Consider the following 15844-nt stretch of genomic DNA (forward strand, 5'->3'; position numbering starts at 1 on the left):
ATGATTACTGATCTGTTTTAATAGGGGAACCATCATTTAAAGCAGTTTGCCCTGAAATCACTATGGTTTCACCTGCTGATAAACCGGAAAGGATTTCTACGCGATTTGCAGACATTTTTCCGAGGCTTATTTTTCGTTTAAAGGCCCGGTGGCTTTTGAGGTCTGCCACATACACATAGCTTTGATTGCCTGGTTCATTTACAATACATTCCGGAACGATGTTAATGCCGTTTTTAAAATGTCCGGAAGAGATTCTGGTTTGGGCAATCATGCCAGGCTTGATGGTGAGATCGTGATTGTTGATTTCAATTTTCAAAGTAAAAGCCCTTGTAGTCGCATCAGCCAGTGCACCAACTTCTACTATTGTTCCTTTAAAGTGCCTGCCCAATGCTTCAATCTCTACATCCGCCGACTGGCCTTTTTTCAAGCCTTTCAATTCTCCTTCAGGCACTGAGGCAGATACCTTTACTTTTTTAATGTCTGCCAATACAAACAATGGTGTACCAGCATTGATAATTTCCCCTGCTTCTGCATCTTTGCGCAGTAAAATGCCGGAAATCGATGCATAAAGCCGGGTATCCTGAAGGTCCTTAACCGCTATTTTTTGCTGTGTGCCGGCTTTTTGCAAAGCAAAGTTTCCTTTGGTAAAGTCAAGTTCACTGATGCTGGATTTAGCATGCATGATTTTTAAACGGTTAAACTGATCCTGAGCTTCACTTAATTCCACATCAGCCATTTGCTTGTTCAGTATATAGTTGGTTGATTCGAGGCTGGCGATCAAACTTCCCTTTGGAACGGCTTGCCCGGGTAAAAAGTTGATCTGATTGATTTTACCTGGTACCATGAATCCGAGTTTAACGGTAGCGTTTCCTTCAATATTTCCGCTAAGTACAAGATCTTGCTCTGTTTTAGTGGTTACCAGTTTTTCGGTTTTAACCCTGGTCGCTTGTTCGGATAAGTGCTTAGATTTCTCTTCCTGATTACCACATGCCACCAGAAGAAGGGAGACCATAGAAATGGTCAGCACATTTCTTCCAGCCTTTTTTATGCTGCTAATAAGTTTCATTTTGCCTGTATTTATCACAAAGATGATAGACAGCCATTTGATTTAGGCGCTATACTGACTGAACTGACAAAAATGATAACTGAAGTTGCACGATCTGTGCCTTACCTGTTTGTATCGCTTTGCTTAGCCAGGCATTGATGAAATCTGCCTGCCATTTTAACAATGGTTTTTTACATTTCTGAAATGCCTTTTAGCACTTCCGGTTGTATAAATGCAATTCAATTCCATATGAAGAAAAATTAATGCTTGATAAATAATATTAAGTAACTGAATTTCAGCTGTTTGTTGCGTTTGGTGAAAAACATTGATGAACAATTTAACCTGGTAATCTGTTCATCATGCCGTATGAGCGAACTACAAACCACTGCCCCGGTAGATAAAAAGATTATCTGGCCGCTACAATCCCTCAATTTTTTTATGGCAGACCTACAAGCAGGTGTAGGGCCGTTCCTGGGTATCTTTCTCCTGGCGCATGGCTGGAAAAGCGGACTCATTGGTTCTGTGATGACTATTGGCGGGGTGGCGGGCATGATTATGACGATACCTGCAGGTGCCTTAATTGATGCCACTAAAAGAAAACGGTTTTACGTTGTGCTCTCTGCAGTTTTCACCATCCTGGCTTCCTGCATCGTATTATTTACGCAAGAATTCTGGTTGGTGAGCATCTCACAGGTGGCTACGGCTATTGCAGGTTCTGTTATTGCTCCGGCTATTATTGCCATTACCCTGGGGATTGCAAAGCAAAAAGGATTTAACAGGCAGAATGGACATAACCAGGCTTTTAACCATGCGGGTAATGTAGTGGGTTCTGCACTTTCCGGCTATCTGGGTTATAAATTCGGTATGCCTGCCATTTTTTTACTTGCAGCACTTTTCGGTATATTATCAGTAATAGCAGTGCTGATGATTCCGGCAAAGGCCATTGACAACAATGCCGCAAGGGGGATGAAAGAGGGGAATTCGGATGAGCAGGCTAGTGGATTTAAGGTGCTCTTTAAATGCAAGCCTTTATTAATTCTTGCCGCTGCCCTGGCTTTATTTCATTTGGGCAATGGTGCCATGTTACCGCTCTATGGGCTTGCCGCCGCTTCAAAAGATCAGGAAAATGCTTCTATGTTTGTGGCGATGACCATTATCATTGCGCAACTTGTCATGATTGGAACCTCATTAATCGCCATGCGGATGGCTGAAAAAAGTGGTTTTTGGCTGGTGTTGTTAATTTCCTTTATTTCTCTGCCTATACGTGGTTTTATTGCTGCTTATCTCCATAGCCACATCGGTATTTACCCGGTACAGGTATTGGATGGAATTGGTGCGGGTTTACAAAGTGTAGCTGTTCCGGGTTTGGTGGCACATATACTAAATGGCACAGGGCGCGTGAATATTGGTCAGGGCGCAGTGATGACTGTTCAGGGGCTGGGTGCTTCTTTAAGTCCGGCCATTGGGGGTTGGATAGCAGAGGGAATGGGGTATAATCCGGCATTTATAATTCTGGGTAGCTTCGCTGCGGGTTCGATCCTGCTATGGTTAATTTTTGCCAAAACAATTAAATCGGTTAATTAAGAGTGAATTCATCAGTAATATTACAACTTCATATTTACCTCATACAAAAACATTATTTTTGAACACGCTGGTGTTTAGTCCGTATGCCAAACCCGGTTAACTATAGCAGTATCACATGATTTATCTTTCGACCTGGATCATTTCATTTCTGGCCATTGCAGGTGTAATTATCCGGCCTTTTAAAGTTACCGAAGCTGTATATGCTGTAACCGGCGCAATTTTATTATTGCTTCTTCGTCAGATCAATTACCATGAGGCAGTAGCCGGTATGGCTAAAGGGATAGACGTTTACCTGTTTCTAACGGGAATGATGCTCCTGGCAGAAACCGCACGTGCAGAAAAACTGTTTGAATGGCTTGCTGCACATGCCACACTGATGGCTAAGGGTTCTCCGTCACGGTTGTTTTTGCTGATTTACCTGGTGGGCATTGCTGTTACCACTTTCCTGTCTAACGATGCCACAGCTGTAGTATTAACACCTGCAGTAGCCGCCGCGGTAAGTGCGGCCAGGGTAGAAAAACCACTTCCATATTTATTTATCTGTGCATTTATTGCCAATGCCGCCTCTTTTGTGTTGCCCATCTCCAATCCGGCTAACCTGGTGATTTATGGTAGCCATATGCCCCCGCTGTATCAATGGCTCTCTACTTATCTCATTCCATCTGTTTGTGCCATTACGGTTACTTACCTGGTGTTGTATTTTACCCAGCGCCGTGCTTTCAGTCATCAAATCAGAACCGATATCCAACTGCCTGAATTATCCAGAGGTGGCCGTACCGCACTTTTTGGGATTGGCATCACCGCCATTGTATTGTTGTTAGCTTCAGGATTGAACATGGACCTGGGTTTACCTACGGCGGTAACCGGAATCATGACCACATTAGTGGTGATGATCAATATTAAAAAAAGTCCGTTAGCTGTTATAAAAGGTGTTTCATGGTCGGTACTTCCACTGGTGGCCGGCTTATTTGTCATTGTAGAGGCCTTGAATAAAACAGGAATCATCCATAGTCTCACGGAACTCCTTAACAGCAGTATCGCTGAATCGGCAGCAGGAGCAGTGTGGTTGAGTGGAATATTTACGGCATTTGCCTGTAACCTGATGAATAACCTCCCTGCGGGATTGATTGCAGGTGATGTAATGAACCACGGACATGCTCCTGAAATGGTTAAAAGTGCCGTGCTGATTGGCATTGATCTGGGACCTAATTTATCCATTACCGGATCGTTAGCTACTATTTTATGGCTGGTGGCACTGCGCCGGGAAGGGCTGGAAGTAAGCGCCTGGAAATTTTTAAAGCTTGGTGCCTTGGTCATGACTTTGGCATTGATCGCAACGTTAGCTTCCTTATGGATTTAAGAGCTGCAGGATGTCTTTCTAAAAAATAACCTTATTTACTTGATACCTCAAAATTTTGATGCTCAGTGGTATAGAGCGAAAAAGCAAAGAAAAAGATCTAAAGCAGTTTTATTGCGGTAGGCAGCAAAAACCAAACAGGCATTTAACTGTTATCAGCATGCTCAAAGATGAAGAAAAATTAATTTCATGTTCATTCCAGGCATATTTGTCAATTATACTTTTGGAGTATAAATTATTAAAGACATGAAAAAAAACAATAGCAGAATCTGGTTAACAGCCGTGTTGTTAGCCGGAACATTTGCCCTACAGGCACAGGAACTTCCAAAACCACCTCAACCTCCGGTGGGCTCGCCCAATCCAATGGCCAGTGGCCTGCCTCGTCCGCCAATAGGTGCACCGGCTGAACCCCCAAGACCATTGGAAGACATGCCGCTTATTACACTTACCACCATTAAAGGTACTGTTGTTAATCCGGTAGCCAATGAGGAATTTGAATACAATGGCCTTGTGGTCAAAACCAGCAATGGAAATGTTAATGTAATGTTCCCCCCGCATTTGGGAGAAAAAATAATCTCAGCTGCAAAAAAAGGTGCCAGTGTAACCATAACCGGTAATGAAGATACTAATCCGGAAGGGCTTAAGATATTTCGTTTAAATAGCATAGAAGTGAATGGCAAACTGATTAGTGATACACCTCCGGTTGCACCATTGCTCAACGAAAGTCAGGATGAAAGAAGTTTTAATGCCAGTATTAAGCAGCTAAACTATGGATTGGAAAAAAATGTGAATGGATTTACCCTAACTTCAGGAGAAAGGGTAAGTATAGCGCCACATATTGCACAGCAGCTTTCCGGTCAGTTAAAATCAGGTGAGAAAGTAGTGGTAACCGGTTTTGTAGAACCTAAGCGCCCGGGCGTATTGTACAGTCAAAAAACAACGCTGGTGAGGGCCAGAACATTAAATATTAACGGACAAACCTTCCTGGTGAGATAACGAGATGATGCCACATTTAATAATTATTTGTGGCATCTGTTTTTTAAATAAAGATTTACGATGAAGATATTGCTGATAGAAGATGAAATTAAGCTTGCAGGCTATATCAAAATGGCACTTAAGCAGGCCGGTTATGTAGTTGATCATGAACCGGATGGCACAATTGGCCTTCAAACTGCCATGGTGAATCAATATGACCTGATCCTGCTGGACCTCATGCTTCCTTCACAGAATGGCTTTGATATCCTGTCTAACCTGCGCAGTTTTGATAATTATGTTCCCGTGATCATCATCAGTGCCCTGGGTACTACCGAGCAGGTGATTAAAGGGCTTGATGCCGGTGCAAATGATTACCTTAAAAAGCCTTTTGAAATGGAAGAATTACTGGCCAGGGTACGTGTATTGCAGCGTCAACATACGCCAAAGAGTTTATCAAAATTAAAAGTAGAAGATCTGGAAATTGATTTGCTGAGCAGAGTGGTTAAACGCGGTGAAAAAACGATTGCTTTAAGCAACCGTGAATTTCTATTGCTCGAAATGCTGATGGTCAACCCGGATAAAATTATAACCAAAGCACAGATCCTGGATAAGGTCTGGAATATGAGCTTTGATCCCGGCAGTAACGTGATTGAAGTTCACCTGTATCAGGTGAGAAAAAAAATTAATGAAGGCTTTGAGCATCAGCATATTCAAACGGTAATTAACAGGGGATATATCCTAAAAACTTCAAAATCAGCAGAATGAAGCGCTATTTTTACCGTGGACTCCGCTTCAGGATGACCCTGCTGTTCAGCATTGTTTTTATTGTGATCAATCTGGTATTCAGCAGGTTTATTTTTCAGTATTTTAAAAATGGTTATGTAGAAAATTACAATAAATACCTTTATACCCGTGCACAAACCATACTGGACAAAACTGAAATCAACCCCGATGTCATTGCGCTGCCTGATTCAGGCGAATCTATCCGGGTTTTTTACCACAATAATGCGCATCAGCCAGTTCTCGTATTCCAGTCTCCCGGAATCATTTCCCGCTTGCGGGTACCTGGTCAGGCTGTTTTGATTGATAGTCTTGGTCAATATGGGGTTTACCTGAAAAAGGAAAATTACGATGGGCGGCCCGTTGAACTTTTGCTCACCGTTTCAGATTATTCTTTAAAGCATAAAATCAATCAGTTTACTTTATTAATGATTGCACTCACCGGAATCAGTTTACTGGCCAGTGCGGTTTCTGCCTATTTTGCTTCAGGATGGTTAATCAGGCCCATCCGGTCCATTGCCATGCAGGCATCAGAAATCAATACCGAACGTTTGGGGCAGCGCATCCGCATTACAGAAACCCACGATGAACTGGAACAACTGGCCAAAACCATTAATGAAATGATTGGGCGGATAGAGCATGAACAACAAACCCGGAATAACTTCTTTGCTGCCGCCTCACATGAACTGCGTACACCGCTGGCCAACCTTCGTGCACAAACCGAACTTGAGCTGGGAACCAAAAAGTTAAAAACCGATTTGGACCTGTTGGGTAGTCAGCTTTCAGAGATCAGCCGTTTGCAGTCTATAGTGGAGCAGTTTCTGCTGATCAGCGAGTTCAGTCAGAATGGCTTGTTGCTGAGGAAAAGTAAAACCGACATCTCCGATCAGCTCTTCAGGGTTTTTGCCCGGAACAACCATCAGGCCCGGATGCGCAACATACAATATGATTTACGGTTAAGCGAGGACATCAAATCTTTCGAGATCAGTGCAGATGCTGAAAAAATAGAAATGGTGTGGCAAAACCTGTTGCAAAATGCCCTGAAATATATGTCACCGGGTACACTGTTGTGTTCAATAGCGCAGGACAATCAAAATTTAATGGTGAGTTTTCAAAACAAGACGGTTCAGGAAAAGGTAAATGTATCGGCATTGGGTACGCCATTTACCAAGGGCAGAACCATCACCTCAGGTTCAGGTTTGGGGCTTTGGCTTTGTAAAGAAATTGTGGAAGCCCATGGTGGAATACTTAAACTGGAAAGTGGTGATTATATTTTTAAGGCTACAGTATGGCTGAAATTAGATCTGGAAATGTAGGAAAGATATGATAAAAACGATGTCTATAATAAAAGGATAGCCAGCTTACAATCTGTGGTTGTGAAGACATTATTTTATATGAATTAACTCTTTATCTTTATCCAAAATGGATTAAATTATTCCAATTTTTGATGCTATTACAAAACTCATGCTCTGCTGATACCCTCCGTGCCCTTGAGACTGCACCAGCTATGTTTCTGGTACTATCTCCCGAATTGTATATTCTTACCGCCAGTGACCTTTTTCTGCAGGCAACAGAATCTCTACGGGAAGATATTAAAGGGAAGTACATTTTTGATGCCTTTCCGGATAATCCCAACCTGCCTGATCCTGATGGCGTGAACAACATTATGGCCTCGCTTCAGTTTGTGATCAAAAATAAGCAGGCGCATATCATGCCGGTACAGCGTTATGATGTTCCGGATAAATCAGCTCCCGGAAAATTCATTATCAGATATTGGGAGCCTTTACATTCACCCATTCTGGATCAGAACGGATCAATTTCTTACATCATACAATCAGTTAGAAACGTGACCAGTGAATTTTTAAGCAAAGAAGAGGCCTTAAAAAGTCAGGAGGAAAGACGCGAAAGCCTGAAGCAGGTAGATGCGCTGCACCAGGATTTGTTTACCGCTTATGATAACTTGCGAAACCTGAATATTTCGCTTGAAAATGAAGTGCTGAACCGTACCAGGGAACTTCAGCAAAGTGAAAGTAAATACCGCAATTTGATTGAATACAGCCCGATAGCTATGCAGGTTTTCAGGGGAGAAGACATGACTTTCGAAATTGTCAATGCATCCATGCTGCGTTTCCTAGGTAAAACGGCAGATATTATCGGCAAACCCTTATTTGTAGGTGTACCTGAAATTGTTGGTCAACCCATTGTAGAAGCCCTTTATAAGGTATACCGTACTGGAGAATCATTAGAAATTTATGCGGAAAAAGTAATTTTAGAACGCAACGGATTAAAAGAAGTTGGTTATTATGATGTCCTTTACCGGGCCTTGCATAATGATGGAAAAATTACCGGCGTACTTGGCATCGCTATAGAAGTAACCCCACAGATTCTAGCACAGCAATCTATTAAAGAAAGTGAAGCCCGTTTCCGAACGATGGCAGAAGGAAGTGAAATACTGATTTCACTAATGAATGAGAAAGGAAAACTGGAATACTTAAATACAGCCTGGGTAAACCTGACAGGCTGGCAACAGGAAAATCTCCATGACTTTAACTGGGAGGAATATATTCATCCTTCAGACCTGGCATTGGTAGAAGAAAATATAAAAAACAGTTTGAAAGCTCATGAACCTTTCTCCAATGAATTTCGTCTGCTAAATAAGCAAGGCGAATACCGTTGGCTGAAAATTAAGGGTATGCCAAGGTTAAACAGCGATCAGTTATTTGTGGGTTACATTTGTTCAGGATCTGACATTACCCGTGAAAAACAAAGATTGCAGGAAATCGAAAGCGTCAATAAAGCCCTTATCCGGTCTAATCAGCAACTTCGTGATACCAATATCAGGCTGCTGGAAAGCGAGGAAAATTTACTCACAGCTTTTAATGCGGGTGAGCTGGGAAGCTGCAGTCTGAACCTCAGGAACAATGTAGCTGAAATGTCTGAACAGTATCGGCATCATTTCGGACTTCCGCTAAAGGGCGAAATTTCCTGGGAAATGGTGCTGGAGGCCGTTGAACCAGAATTTTTAGACGAGGTGAAAACCGTACTCGAGAATGCCGCAAAATACGGAAGTCCGGTAGACAGCACCTATGCGATCCGTCATTTGGTGACTGGCGTGCGAAAATGGATGCGCGTAGTTGGGAAAGTTTACCAGGGAGCTGATGGATCCAATGAGCGGATTTATGCCATTGTGATGGATGTTACCGCACAAAAAGAAGATGAGCAGCGCAAAAATGATTTTATTGCGATGGTGAGCCATGAACTTAAAACACCACTGACTTCGGTGAATGGTTATGTGCAGCTGCTTCAGTTAAAAGCCCGTAATAGAGATGCGTTTGATATTAACCTGTTTGTTGATAAAATTCAGACACAACTCAAAAAAATGACTACCATGATCAATGGTTTCCTCAATATATCCCGACTGGAATCGGGAAAGATTCAGCTGAACCGATCAAGGTTTGATCTCTCTGTTCTGGTGAGTAACCTGGAAGAAGAATATGCCGCCTTCGTTTCCACACATCGTTTTATCTGTACCCCCGGAAGTGGAATGTGGGTAGCTGCCGATGAAGATAAAATTGCCCATGTCATTAATAACCTGCTTAGTAATGCGGTAAAATATTCTGCCTTTAACTCTGAAATATATATTAGCTGTAAGTTGATTGATGAGCAGGTGGTACTGTGTGTGAAAGATACCGGTAACGGTATCCAGCCACAAGACATACCCAAACTATTTGAAAGGTATTACAGGGTTCAAAATGAGAAAACCAGTACCATTGCCGGTTTCGGAATTGGTTTATACCTCTCAGCAGAAATCATAGAAAGGCACGGCGGGAAAATATGGGTGGAAAGTGAGGTCGGCATTGGTTCAGCCTTTTATTTCAGTATTCCTTATGCCCCGATTGCGGATTGGATGGACTGATATACCGTAAGTCACGATCAGCTATCGTCATGATAAAAAAGAACGGTCAGGAAATCCAACTTCCCAACCGTTAGAACATTTGCTATTAAACGAACAGCAAAGGCCTTTGCAGATGCCGCTCCTTGATATCGATGCAAATTGATCAATGCCAGTTTTTGATTGCGGATAAATAGACCCAGGCTATAAATAACATTTGTAAAGGTACCCTAAACCATAAATAATTCAATCCGCTTCCTTTAAAAGTAGCTTTTTGATAGTCAATGTGCTTAATTGCAGCATATACATTTGCAGGAAGAATGATGATAAAAAAGGCGATTAACAGCCAGGCGGTCAGAATACTGAAAGCAGGAATAAAAAGGCCGATAGCTGCAGCAATTTCAATAATGCCGGTAAGGTAAACCACCTGGGGTTTGTAAGGCACAAATTCCGGCAGCATCATGGCCATCCCGTCATTAAAGGCAAAGTGTGCCGATGCGGTAAACAAGAGCATTACAGACATGGCCATTTTGCCAGAAAAGGCAAGTTCATCATTTCCACGGAAGATCTTATTAATAGCTGCAGATAGCAGAAATACACTGAGTAAAATGAGTAAAGGTTTCATTGTTTTTTTGATGTAAAGGTCGGTGTATTCACCTCCTTAAACAATGAACCCAGGTTAAGAAATGCGTTTGCGGATTCTGCTAAGTGCTTGTGGGGTAATGCCAATATAGGAGGCAATATATTTTAATGGTATTTGTTTAATAAGCTGTGGCTGTTCTGAAAATAATTTGAGGTATCGCTGCTCAGGCGTATCATTTAGCAAAGAAAGCTCCCGTTTTGATTTTTTCAGAAATAAATCTTCACTGGCTTTTCTGCCAATCATATTTCCTGCTTCTGTTTCGCTGTAAATGGTTTGAAGATCATCAAAAGAGATTCGCCAAAGAATGGTGGGCTCAAGGGTTTGAATGTTATAACCGGAAGGCTGTTGTGTGAGAAAAGAATCATAGGCACTCACGAAACCATCATCAAAAACAAAAGTAAAGGTCAGGTCATTTTCTGTTTTCGGAACATAGAAACGGATAATACCTTTTTCCACAAAAGAAAGGTGTTTTTCAATTTGTCCGGCTTTTAACAGGAGATGCTTTTTGGAATATTCATCACGTTTTAGTCTGGAAGAAAAGGCCTTCCAGTCCTGATCAGTCATTTTTAAATTCCTTTCAAAGTATCTTCTGATTTGTTCCATCAATTCGCGCTCATGTTTCACAGGATGATTTAATTTTTAGTGTCCTGATTTGCATTGCAATTTACGTAAATCTTCTTCTGCCAGTAAACTGCATCTGGTAAAATGCTTTAAAATTTATAGGATTTTTTTAACTTTACTACACTTTTTTGGAGAAAGAGCAGTCTCCTTTTAAAGATCGTGAATGAGTAAAAAAGAAAAATCAAGCATTGGATTAGATATAGAGCGGGTTTCGCGCATCCCCTCTGTAGCAAACATATTGGAGGTAGCCTGTGAAATTACCGGAATGGGTTTTGCTGCTATTGCACGTGTAAGTGAAAAATTCTGGGTGGCCTGTGCCACCAAGGATATGATTGGATTTGGTTTGGAAGCAGGCGGATCCCTTGACCTTGAAACCACCATTTGTAATGAGATTATGTATCATCATCAGGTGGTTGCCGTTGATGATTTTAATGAAGATCCGGCATATAAGGATCACCATACCCCTAAAGTATACGGCTTGCAAAGTTATATCTCGGTTCCTATTATTTTAAGAAACGGTGATTTTTTTGGTACCCTTTGCGCCATTGACCGTACACCAAAGGAGGTAAATAACTCTAAAGTGATTAAGACCTTCAGTCTCTTCTCGGAACTGATCGGGTTTCATTTGGATTCGCAGGATGAACTGGCGGAAAGTAAGCGTGTACTGAAGGTTGAAAAGCGCAATGCGGAAACCCGTGAGCAGTTTATTGCGATGCTTGGGCATGATCTCCGGAATCCGGTAAATGCGATCTCCAATGCCGTACAGTTGCAGCTGAGAAGTGAACTCGACGAGCGCAATAAGCGTTTGGCCGCCATTATTCATGATGCAACCACACGCACTAAAGGACTGATCGATAATATTCTTGATTTTGCAAGTGGCAGACTGGGTGGCGGCATTAAACTCAATTATGAAAATCAGTTAAGCCTGAATGAAACCATTGACCAGGTAATTGTAGAGCTGCGCATGGCATGGCCGGAAATTGAAATTATAAAAAATGTTACTTTATCTTCTGAACCGAGGGCAGACTATAAGCGAATTGCACAATTACTTTCAAATATATTGGGAAATGCCATTACACACGGAGAAGCAGGTAAACCAATATGGGTAAGGATGAGCGAATCTGAGCACGAGAAAATATTGGTTGTTTCCAATTCAGGTACACCAATCCCGGCGAATATCCTGCCTCATCTCTTTAAACCATTTTCTAGGGGAAAGGTAAAATCCGGACAGGAGGGGTTAGGCCTCGGTCTTTATATTGCAAAGGAAATTGCATTGGCCCATGGTGGCAGCATCCGTGTAGAATCTGATGTGGATTCCACTTCCTTTATCATTTCGCTACCCAGTTAACAAAAGGGGATAAGTGTTTTTTTTGCATTTTATGAAGCTGGTGACTGATCAGCAGAATGGTTCTGTTGCTGCTTAAGGTAAATTTTGAAAGTAGTTCCCTTTCCTGGTTCACTGTCCACTACCGTTTTTCCACCGGAGAGCATTACGATTTCCCTGACCAGGTGAAGGCCAACCCCGGTGCCTTCCACATCTTTTGAAAGTCTTTCATATTTTGTAAATATTTTATCCTGATCCTCCTTTTTAATTCCGACACCATTATCTGCGACTGAGATTACAAAATAATTATCCTCTAAAAAGGTTTTAATATAGATCTCAGGAAGACGCTGCTTATCCCTGTAATTGATTGAATTATTAATCAGGTTGTAGAGCATGCTTCTAAGTTTCCGGCGGACAAATAAAATTTCGGATTGTGCTATTTCCCAATGTATGGTCGCTTTTGATTCTAAAATCTGCGGCGCCAAAGTTAGTCGTACATCTTCCAGTATTTGTTCTATATCCAGCAGTTCCTCAGCAGTTTTGTACTGCTGGTCTGATCTTCTAGAATCTGTCAGGTCGATCACAATACCTTTTATTTTTAGAAGACCGTTTTCTATTTTTTCAAGCAAAACCGGAAATTTAATTGTACTCTTTTCCGGGGCTTTTTTCAGCATTTCAATGGTAAGGGTTAAACTGGTTAATGGTGTTTTAATATCATGCGATATGGTATCCAGTAAAAGTTCGTGCTCCATGATCAGTTTTTCCTGTTCCTTAAGGTCACGGATCCTCAAAGTGATATCTACAAATGTGATGATTACACCATTATTTTTATTTTCTTTCTGAACCAGATAAGGCAATATATTCATCTGGTACCAGCGCATATCAGTAGTTTGAATCTCCTTTTCCAAAAGTGATCCTGTACTGATGACATGTTCGATGTTTTCGATGATGGTTGGAAAACGGAAATTATCCTTCACGTTATGAATAGATGCTCCGATATCCTCCTGATGAAGCTTAAATTGTTTCATGGCAGGAGGTGTAAATTTTCGTAAAATCAGATTGGCATCTACAAACAGCTGCGGAATAATCGTATTGCGAAAGTAATTTTCCAATTCATCATTCAGTTCAATGAGTGTATTAATCTGCTGGGTTTTACTGGGCATGGAGCGAGAATTAAAGTAAATATAGTAGCTACAAGATAATAAAAAATGTATTTTATATCCATTTGGCTATACTATTCTATCTGATTTATTACATAAGATAAAATGTTCAGCAGATTTAAAACTGACAGTTTATGGCAGGACGGTTAGTAAAATATACAGCTGGAATAGGTCCGTTAATGAATATATGAGCGGATTTTATTCAGGAAAAAATCAAGTTCAAAAGGCTTTTGTATAAATGCATCTGCCTTACAGCCACTACTTACCTGCTCTAGGCTGGCATGTGCACTCATGATGATGATAGGAACGTTGCCCTGTAAACTTTCTGATCGCAGGTGGTTACATACTTCCAGTCCTGATCCGTCAGGCAACATTACATCAAGGAGAAAAAGATCAGGTGATTCTTCCAGATCTCTCCCCATAAAATCATTCACATTTTCAAATAAAACGACTTCATAGTCCTCTGACATTAAAATCCACTCCACTACTTCCCTTATATCCCTGTCATCTTCCAGGACAAATATTTTAGCCATATGTATATTAAAGTATTATAACAGCTATAATAAGGATTAGTTTAGAAATATGATAAATTATTCCAAGTATTATTTTATTACGCTTCTGCATAGGTGCGTCGTTGTAAACCAATTGAACTGCCGTGGCTTTCCAAAACCTCAATTTTCTTTTCATGTGTCTGGTTACTTTCTTAACGACTACGCATTTAAGTAAAACCTCCGGCAAATTAATATGTTGTAAGATTATATACTTATGAATATGGAAAACCAGGAAAGAAATAATGAAAACTTAAAAGACCCGAAGTCAGATCAATCAGCAGATCGTTCCAATATGCCTGATAACCAGGTGCCGCGTCACCGCAGTAATGAGCATAGTAAAGTAAATGAAGTACAAAGTGATGCGGAGTTTTTAAGTCGTGAGGTAGGTGAGGGTGATTTTGGATCAGAAGAAGCCCGTGCAGATCCTGAAAAAGGTAATCCGGGACATGCAGGTAATATGCCCAACACGGCTAATGATGATGCTCCATCCGATTAACTGCTTGTAAACTGCAGATGTATAGTCTAATACTTTAGCTCATCATCTTATTAAATCTACCAGTAAAATATAGATCTATTTGCTATTAAAATCGACCAAACCCACAAGGTTTGGTTTTTTTATTTCTATAGGAAATGACGTATTGATTGTATAGTTTTCATGACCTGTAATGTAAATTAAACATTGCAGTTGCTTTACGGTTTCCCGTAAGAAAAGGCTGAGTTAGCTGTTTACTTTTGGATAATCACCATTAGTTAAAACAAACTTATCCTATAGAATGGAACTGAAATTAAAGCTCGAACAATTACACCAGCGTGTGAATGGATTAAAAGACCAGATCAACACTGAAGAAGCGACCAAGAATGCGTTTGTAATGCCATTTATTCAGATTTTGGGTTACGATATTTTCAATCCAACTGAAGTGATCCCAGAGCACATCTGTGATATCGGGACCAAGAAAGGTGAGAAAATTGATTACGTCATTAAGAAAAACGGAGAGCCTATCCTCATTTTTGAATGTAAGCATTGGAAAGAAAAGGCCGATGCCCATAATTCACAACTCCACCGTTACTACCATGTTTCTAAAGCCAGGTTTGGCGTGTTAACCAATGGTACCATCTATAATTTTTATATGGATCTGGAGAAACCCAATATTATGGATGAGAAACCTTTTTTTACCATTGATATTGAAGACCTGAAAGACAGTTCCATTAAAATTTTAGAAGGTTTTACCAAAACGGAATACAGCCTGGAAAGTATTTTGGATTCAGCAGAAAGTCTTAAATATATTAAATCCATTCGTAAAGAATTTGAAAACGAGATTGAACATCCCTCTGATGAATTTGTAAAATTATTGGTCAACAGATTCTTTGATAAGCCCCTCACAGCGAACAGAATGGTCACTTTTAAGGAGTATGCCAAAAAAGCACTTGTACTTTCCATCAATGAGTCAATCAGTTCCAGGTTAAAATCTGCGTTGAGCATTAATGAAACAATAGAAAAAACCGAAGAAAACAAGGTAGTGCCGATTAATGAACCATCTGAAAACAAAATTATAACCACAGAAGAAGAGATAGAAGCATTTCAAATTGTAAAAGCCATTCTTCGTGAGCGCATTCCATCTTCAAGAATTGCCGCCCGTGATACCCAATCTTACTTTGGTGTATTGCTGGATGATAATAACAGGAAGCCCATATGCAGGTTTCACTTTAACACAGCTAACAAATACCTGGAAACCTTTGCCAAAGGTAAAGATGCCGGAGAAAAAGTTCTGATTGATTCTCCTGATGAAATTTACCAGTACAGGGGGCAACTGCACCAAACGCTGGATCAGTATCAATAATGGTTTAAAACCGGTAAAATGCATCCAGGGGATAAAGGTGAATCTGTTCGCTTTGCGTATGGTTTTCAACTTCC

Annotated in this window: 14 protein-coding genes; 9 read left to right on the forward strand and 5 right to left on the reverse strand. The window is 40.8% G+C overall.

The genetic code is table 11. The annotated features are described in order from the left end of the window. Positions 1-4: 4 nt before the first annotated feature. Positions 5-1066, reverse strand: a complete 1062-nt coding sequence (locus tag CBW18_RS14845) for an efflux RND transporter periplasmic adaptor subunit (protein ID WP_088302105.1) — start codon at positions 1064-1066, stop codon at positions 5-7. 345 nt (positions 1067-1411) lie between these two features. Here CBW18_RS14845 and CBW18_RS14850 point away from each other — a divergent pair, with 345 nt between their 5' ends. From CBW18_RS14850 to CBW18_RS14880, 6 genes are all read left to right on the forward strand, one after another. Beyond that, positions 1412-2629, forward strand: coding sequence for an MFS transporter (locus CBW18_RS14850; protein WP_140418688.1), 1218 nt, complete (start codon positions 1412-1414; stop codon positions 2627-2629). 115 nt (positions 2630-2744) lie between these two features. Beyond that, positions 2745-3989, forward strand: coding sequence for an arsenic transporter (locus tag CBW18_RS14855; RefSeq protein ID WP_088302106.1), 1245 nt, complete (start codon positions 2745-2747; stop codon positions 3987-3989). Between the two features lie 243 nt (positions 3990-4232). Beyond that, on the forward strand, positions 4233-4982 hold the full coding sequence (locus CBW18_RS14865; RefSeq protein WP_088302108.1) for a hypothetical protein: 750 nt from the start codon (positions 4233-4235) through the stop codon (positions 4980-4982). A gap of 60 nt (positions 4983-5042) precedes the next feature. Then, positions 5043-5726: a response regulator transcription factor gene (locus CBW18_RS14870; RefSeq protein WP_088302109.1), complete on the forward strand. Its 684-nt coding sequence runs from the start codon at positions 5043-5045 to the stop codon at positions 5724-5726. Further along, positions 5723-7057 carry a HAMP domain-containing sensor histidine kinase gene (locus tag CBW18_RS14875; protein WP_088302110.1) on the forward strand — a complete coding sequence of 445 codons (1335 nt, stop codon included), beginning with the start codon at positions 5723-5725 and terminating at the stop codon, positions 7055-7057. Before CBW18_RS14870 ends, CBW18_RS14875 begins: the two co-directional genes overlap by 4 nt. A gap of 131 nt (positions 7058-7188) precedes the next feature. Further along, entirely contained in the window at positions 7189-9657 is a 2469-nt protein-coding gene (locus CBW18_RS14880; protein ID WP_088302111.1) for a PAS domain S-box protein, read from the forward strand. 142 nt (positions 9658-9799) lie between these two features. On the opposite strand, the gene CBW18_RS14885 is transcribed toward CBW18_RS14880, so the two are convergent. Both CBW18_RS14885 and CBW18_RS14890 read right to left on the reverse strand, forming a co-directional pair. Beyond that, a complete protein-coding gene (locus CBW18_RS14885; RefSeq protein WP_088302112.1) occupies positions 9800-10258 on the reverse strand; it encodes a hypothetical protein in 459 nt (152 codons plus the stop codon). Between the two features lie 54 nt (positions 10259-10312). Continuing rightward, complete coding sequence (locus tag CBW18_RS14890; protein ID WP_253249051.1) at positions 10313-10900, reverse strand: Crp/Fnr family transcriptional regulator; 588 nt, start codon at positions 10898-10900, stop codon at positions 10313-10315. Positions 10901-11060: 160 nt separating this feature from the next. On the opposite strand from CBW18_RS14890, the gene CBW18_RS14895 reads away from it, so the two are divergent. Next, positions 11061-12245: a GAF domain-containing sensor histidine kinase gene (locus tag CBW18_RS14895; RefSeq protein ID WP_088302114.1), complete on the forward strand. Its 1185-nt coding sequence runs from the start codon at positions 11061-11063 to the stop codon at positions 12243-12245. A gap of 29 nt (positions 12246-12274) precedes the next feature. Here CBW18_RS14895 and CBW18_RS14900 read toward each other — a convergent pair whose 3' ends face one another. Together CBW18_RS14900 and CBW18_RS14905 are read right to left on the reverse strand one after the other, a co-directional pair. After that, positions 12275-13384 (reverse strand): ATP-binding protein, encoded by a 1110-nt coding sequence (locus CBW18_RS14900; RefSeq protein ID WP_088302115.1) that lies wholly within the window; start codon positions 13382-13384, stop codon positions 12275-12277. A 173-nt stretch (positions 13385-13557) separates the two neighbouring features. Then, positions 13558-13914, reverse strand: a complete 357-nt coding sequence (locus CBW18_RS14905; RefSeq protein WP_088302116.1) for a response regulator transcription factor — start codon at positions 13912-13914, stop codon at positions 13558-13560. A 238-nt stretch (positions 13915-14152) separates the two neighbouring features. Between CBW18_RS14905 and CBW18_RS14910 the strand changes: the two genes are divergently transcribed. Next, positions 14153-14428 carry a hypothetical protein gene (locus CBW18_RS14910; RefSeq protein WP_088302176.1) on the forward strand — a complete coding sequence of 92 codons (276 nt, stop codon included), beginning with the start codon at positions 14153-14155 and terminating at the stop codon, positions 14426-14428. Between the two features lie 277 nt (positions 14429-14705). After that, positions 14706-15770 carry a type I restriction endonuclease gene (locus CBW18_RS14915; RefSeq protein ID WP_088302117.1) on the forward strand — a complete coding sequence of 355 codons (1065 nt, stop codon included), beginning with the start codon at positions 14706-14708 and terminating at the stop codon, positions 15768-15770. The last annotated feature ends 74 nt before the right edge of the window (positions 15771-15844 follow it).

The organism is Pedobacter sp. AJM (assembly GCF_002197755.1).
Lineage (GTDB): Bacteria > Bacteroidota > Bacteroidia > Sphingobacteriales > Sphingobacteriaceae > Pedobacter.

Excerpts from the sequence above, each read along its gene's own strand:
- CBW18_RS14845 (WP_088302105.1), bottom strand. The coding sequence starts at position 1,066 with ATGAAACTTATTAGCAGCATAAAAAAGGCTGGAAGAAATGTGCTGACC.
- CBW18_RS14850 (WP_140418688.1), top strand. The coding sequence starts at position 1,412 with ATGAGCGAACTACAAACCACTGCCCCGGTAGATAAAAAGATTATCTGG.
- CBW18_RS14855 (WP_088302106.1), top strand. The coding sequence starts at position 2,745 with ATGATTTATCTTTCGACCTGGATCATTTCATTTCTGGCCATTGCAGGT.
- CBW18_RS14865 (WP_088302108.1), top strand. The coding sequence starts at position 4,233 with ATGAAAAAAAACAATAGCAGAATCTGGTTAACAGCCGTGTTGTTAGCC.
- CBW18_RS14870 (WP_088302109.1), top strand. The coding sequence starts at position 5,043 with ATGAAGATATTGCTGATAGAAGATGAAATTAAGCTTGCAGGCTATATC.
- CBW18_RS14875 (WP_088302110.1), top strand. The coding sequence starts at position 5,723 with ATGAAGCGCTATTTTTACCGTGGACTCCGCTTCAGGATGACCCTGCTG.
- CBW18_RS14880 (WP_088302111.1), top strand. The coding sequence starts at position 7,189 with ATGCTATTACAAAACTCATGCTCTGCTGATACCCTCCGTGCCCTTGAG.
- CBW18_RS14885 (WP_088302112.1), bottom strand. The coding sequence starts at position 10,258 with ATGAAACCTTTACTCATTTTACTCAGTGTATTTCTGCTATCTGCAGCT.
- CBW18_RS14895 (WP_088302114.1), top strand. The coding sequence starts at position 11,061 with ATGAGTAAAAAAGAAAAATCAAGCATTGGATTAGATATAGAGCGGGTT.
- CBW18_RS14900 (WP_088302115.1), bottom strand. The coding sequence starts at position 13,384 with ATGCCCAGTAAAACCCAGCAGATTAATACACTCATTGAACTGAATGAT.
- CBW18_RS14905 (WP_088302116.1), bottom strand. The coding sequence starts at position 13,914 with ATGGCTAAAATATTTGTCCTGGAAGATGACAGGGATATAAGGGAAGTA.
- CBW18_RS14910 (WP_088302176.1), top strand. The coding sequence starts at position 14,153 with ATGGAAAACCAGGAAAGAAATAATGAAAACTTAAAAGACCCGAAGTCA.
- CBW18_RS14915 (WP_088302117.1), top strand. The coding sequence starts at position 14,706 with ATGGAACTGAAATTAAAGCTCGAACAATTACACCAGCGTGTGAATGGA.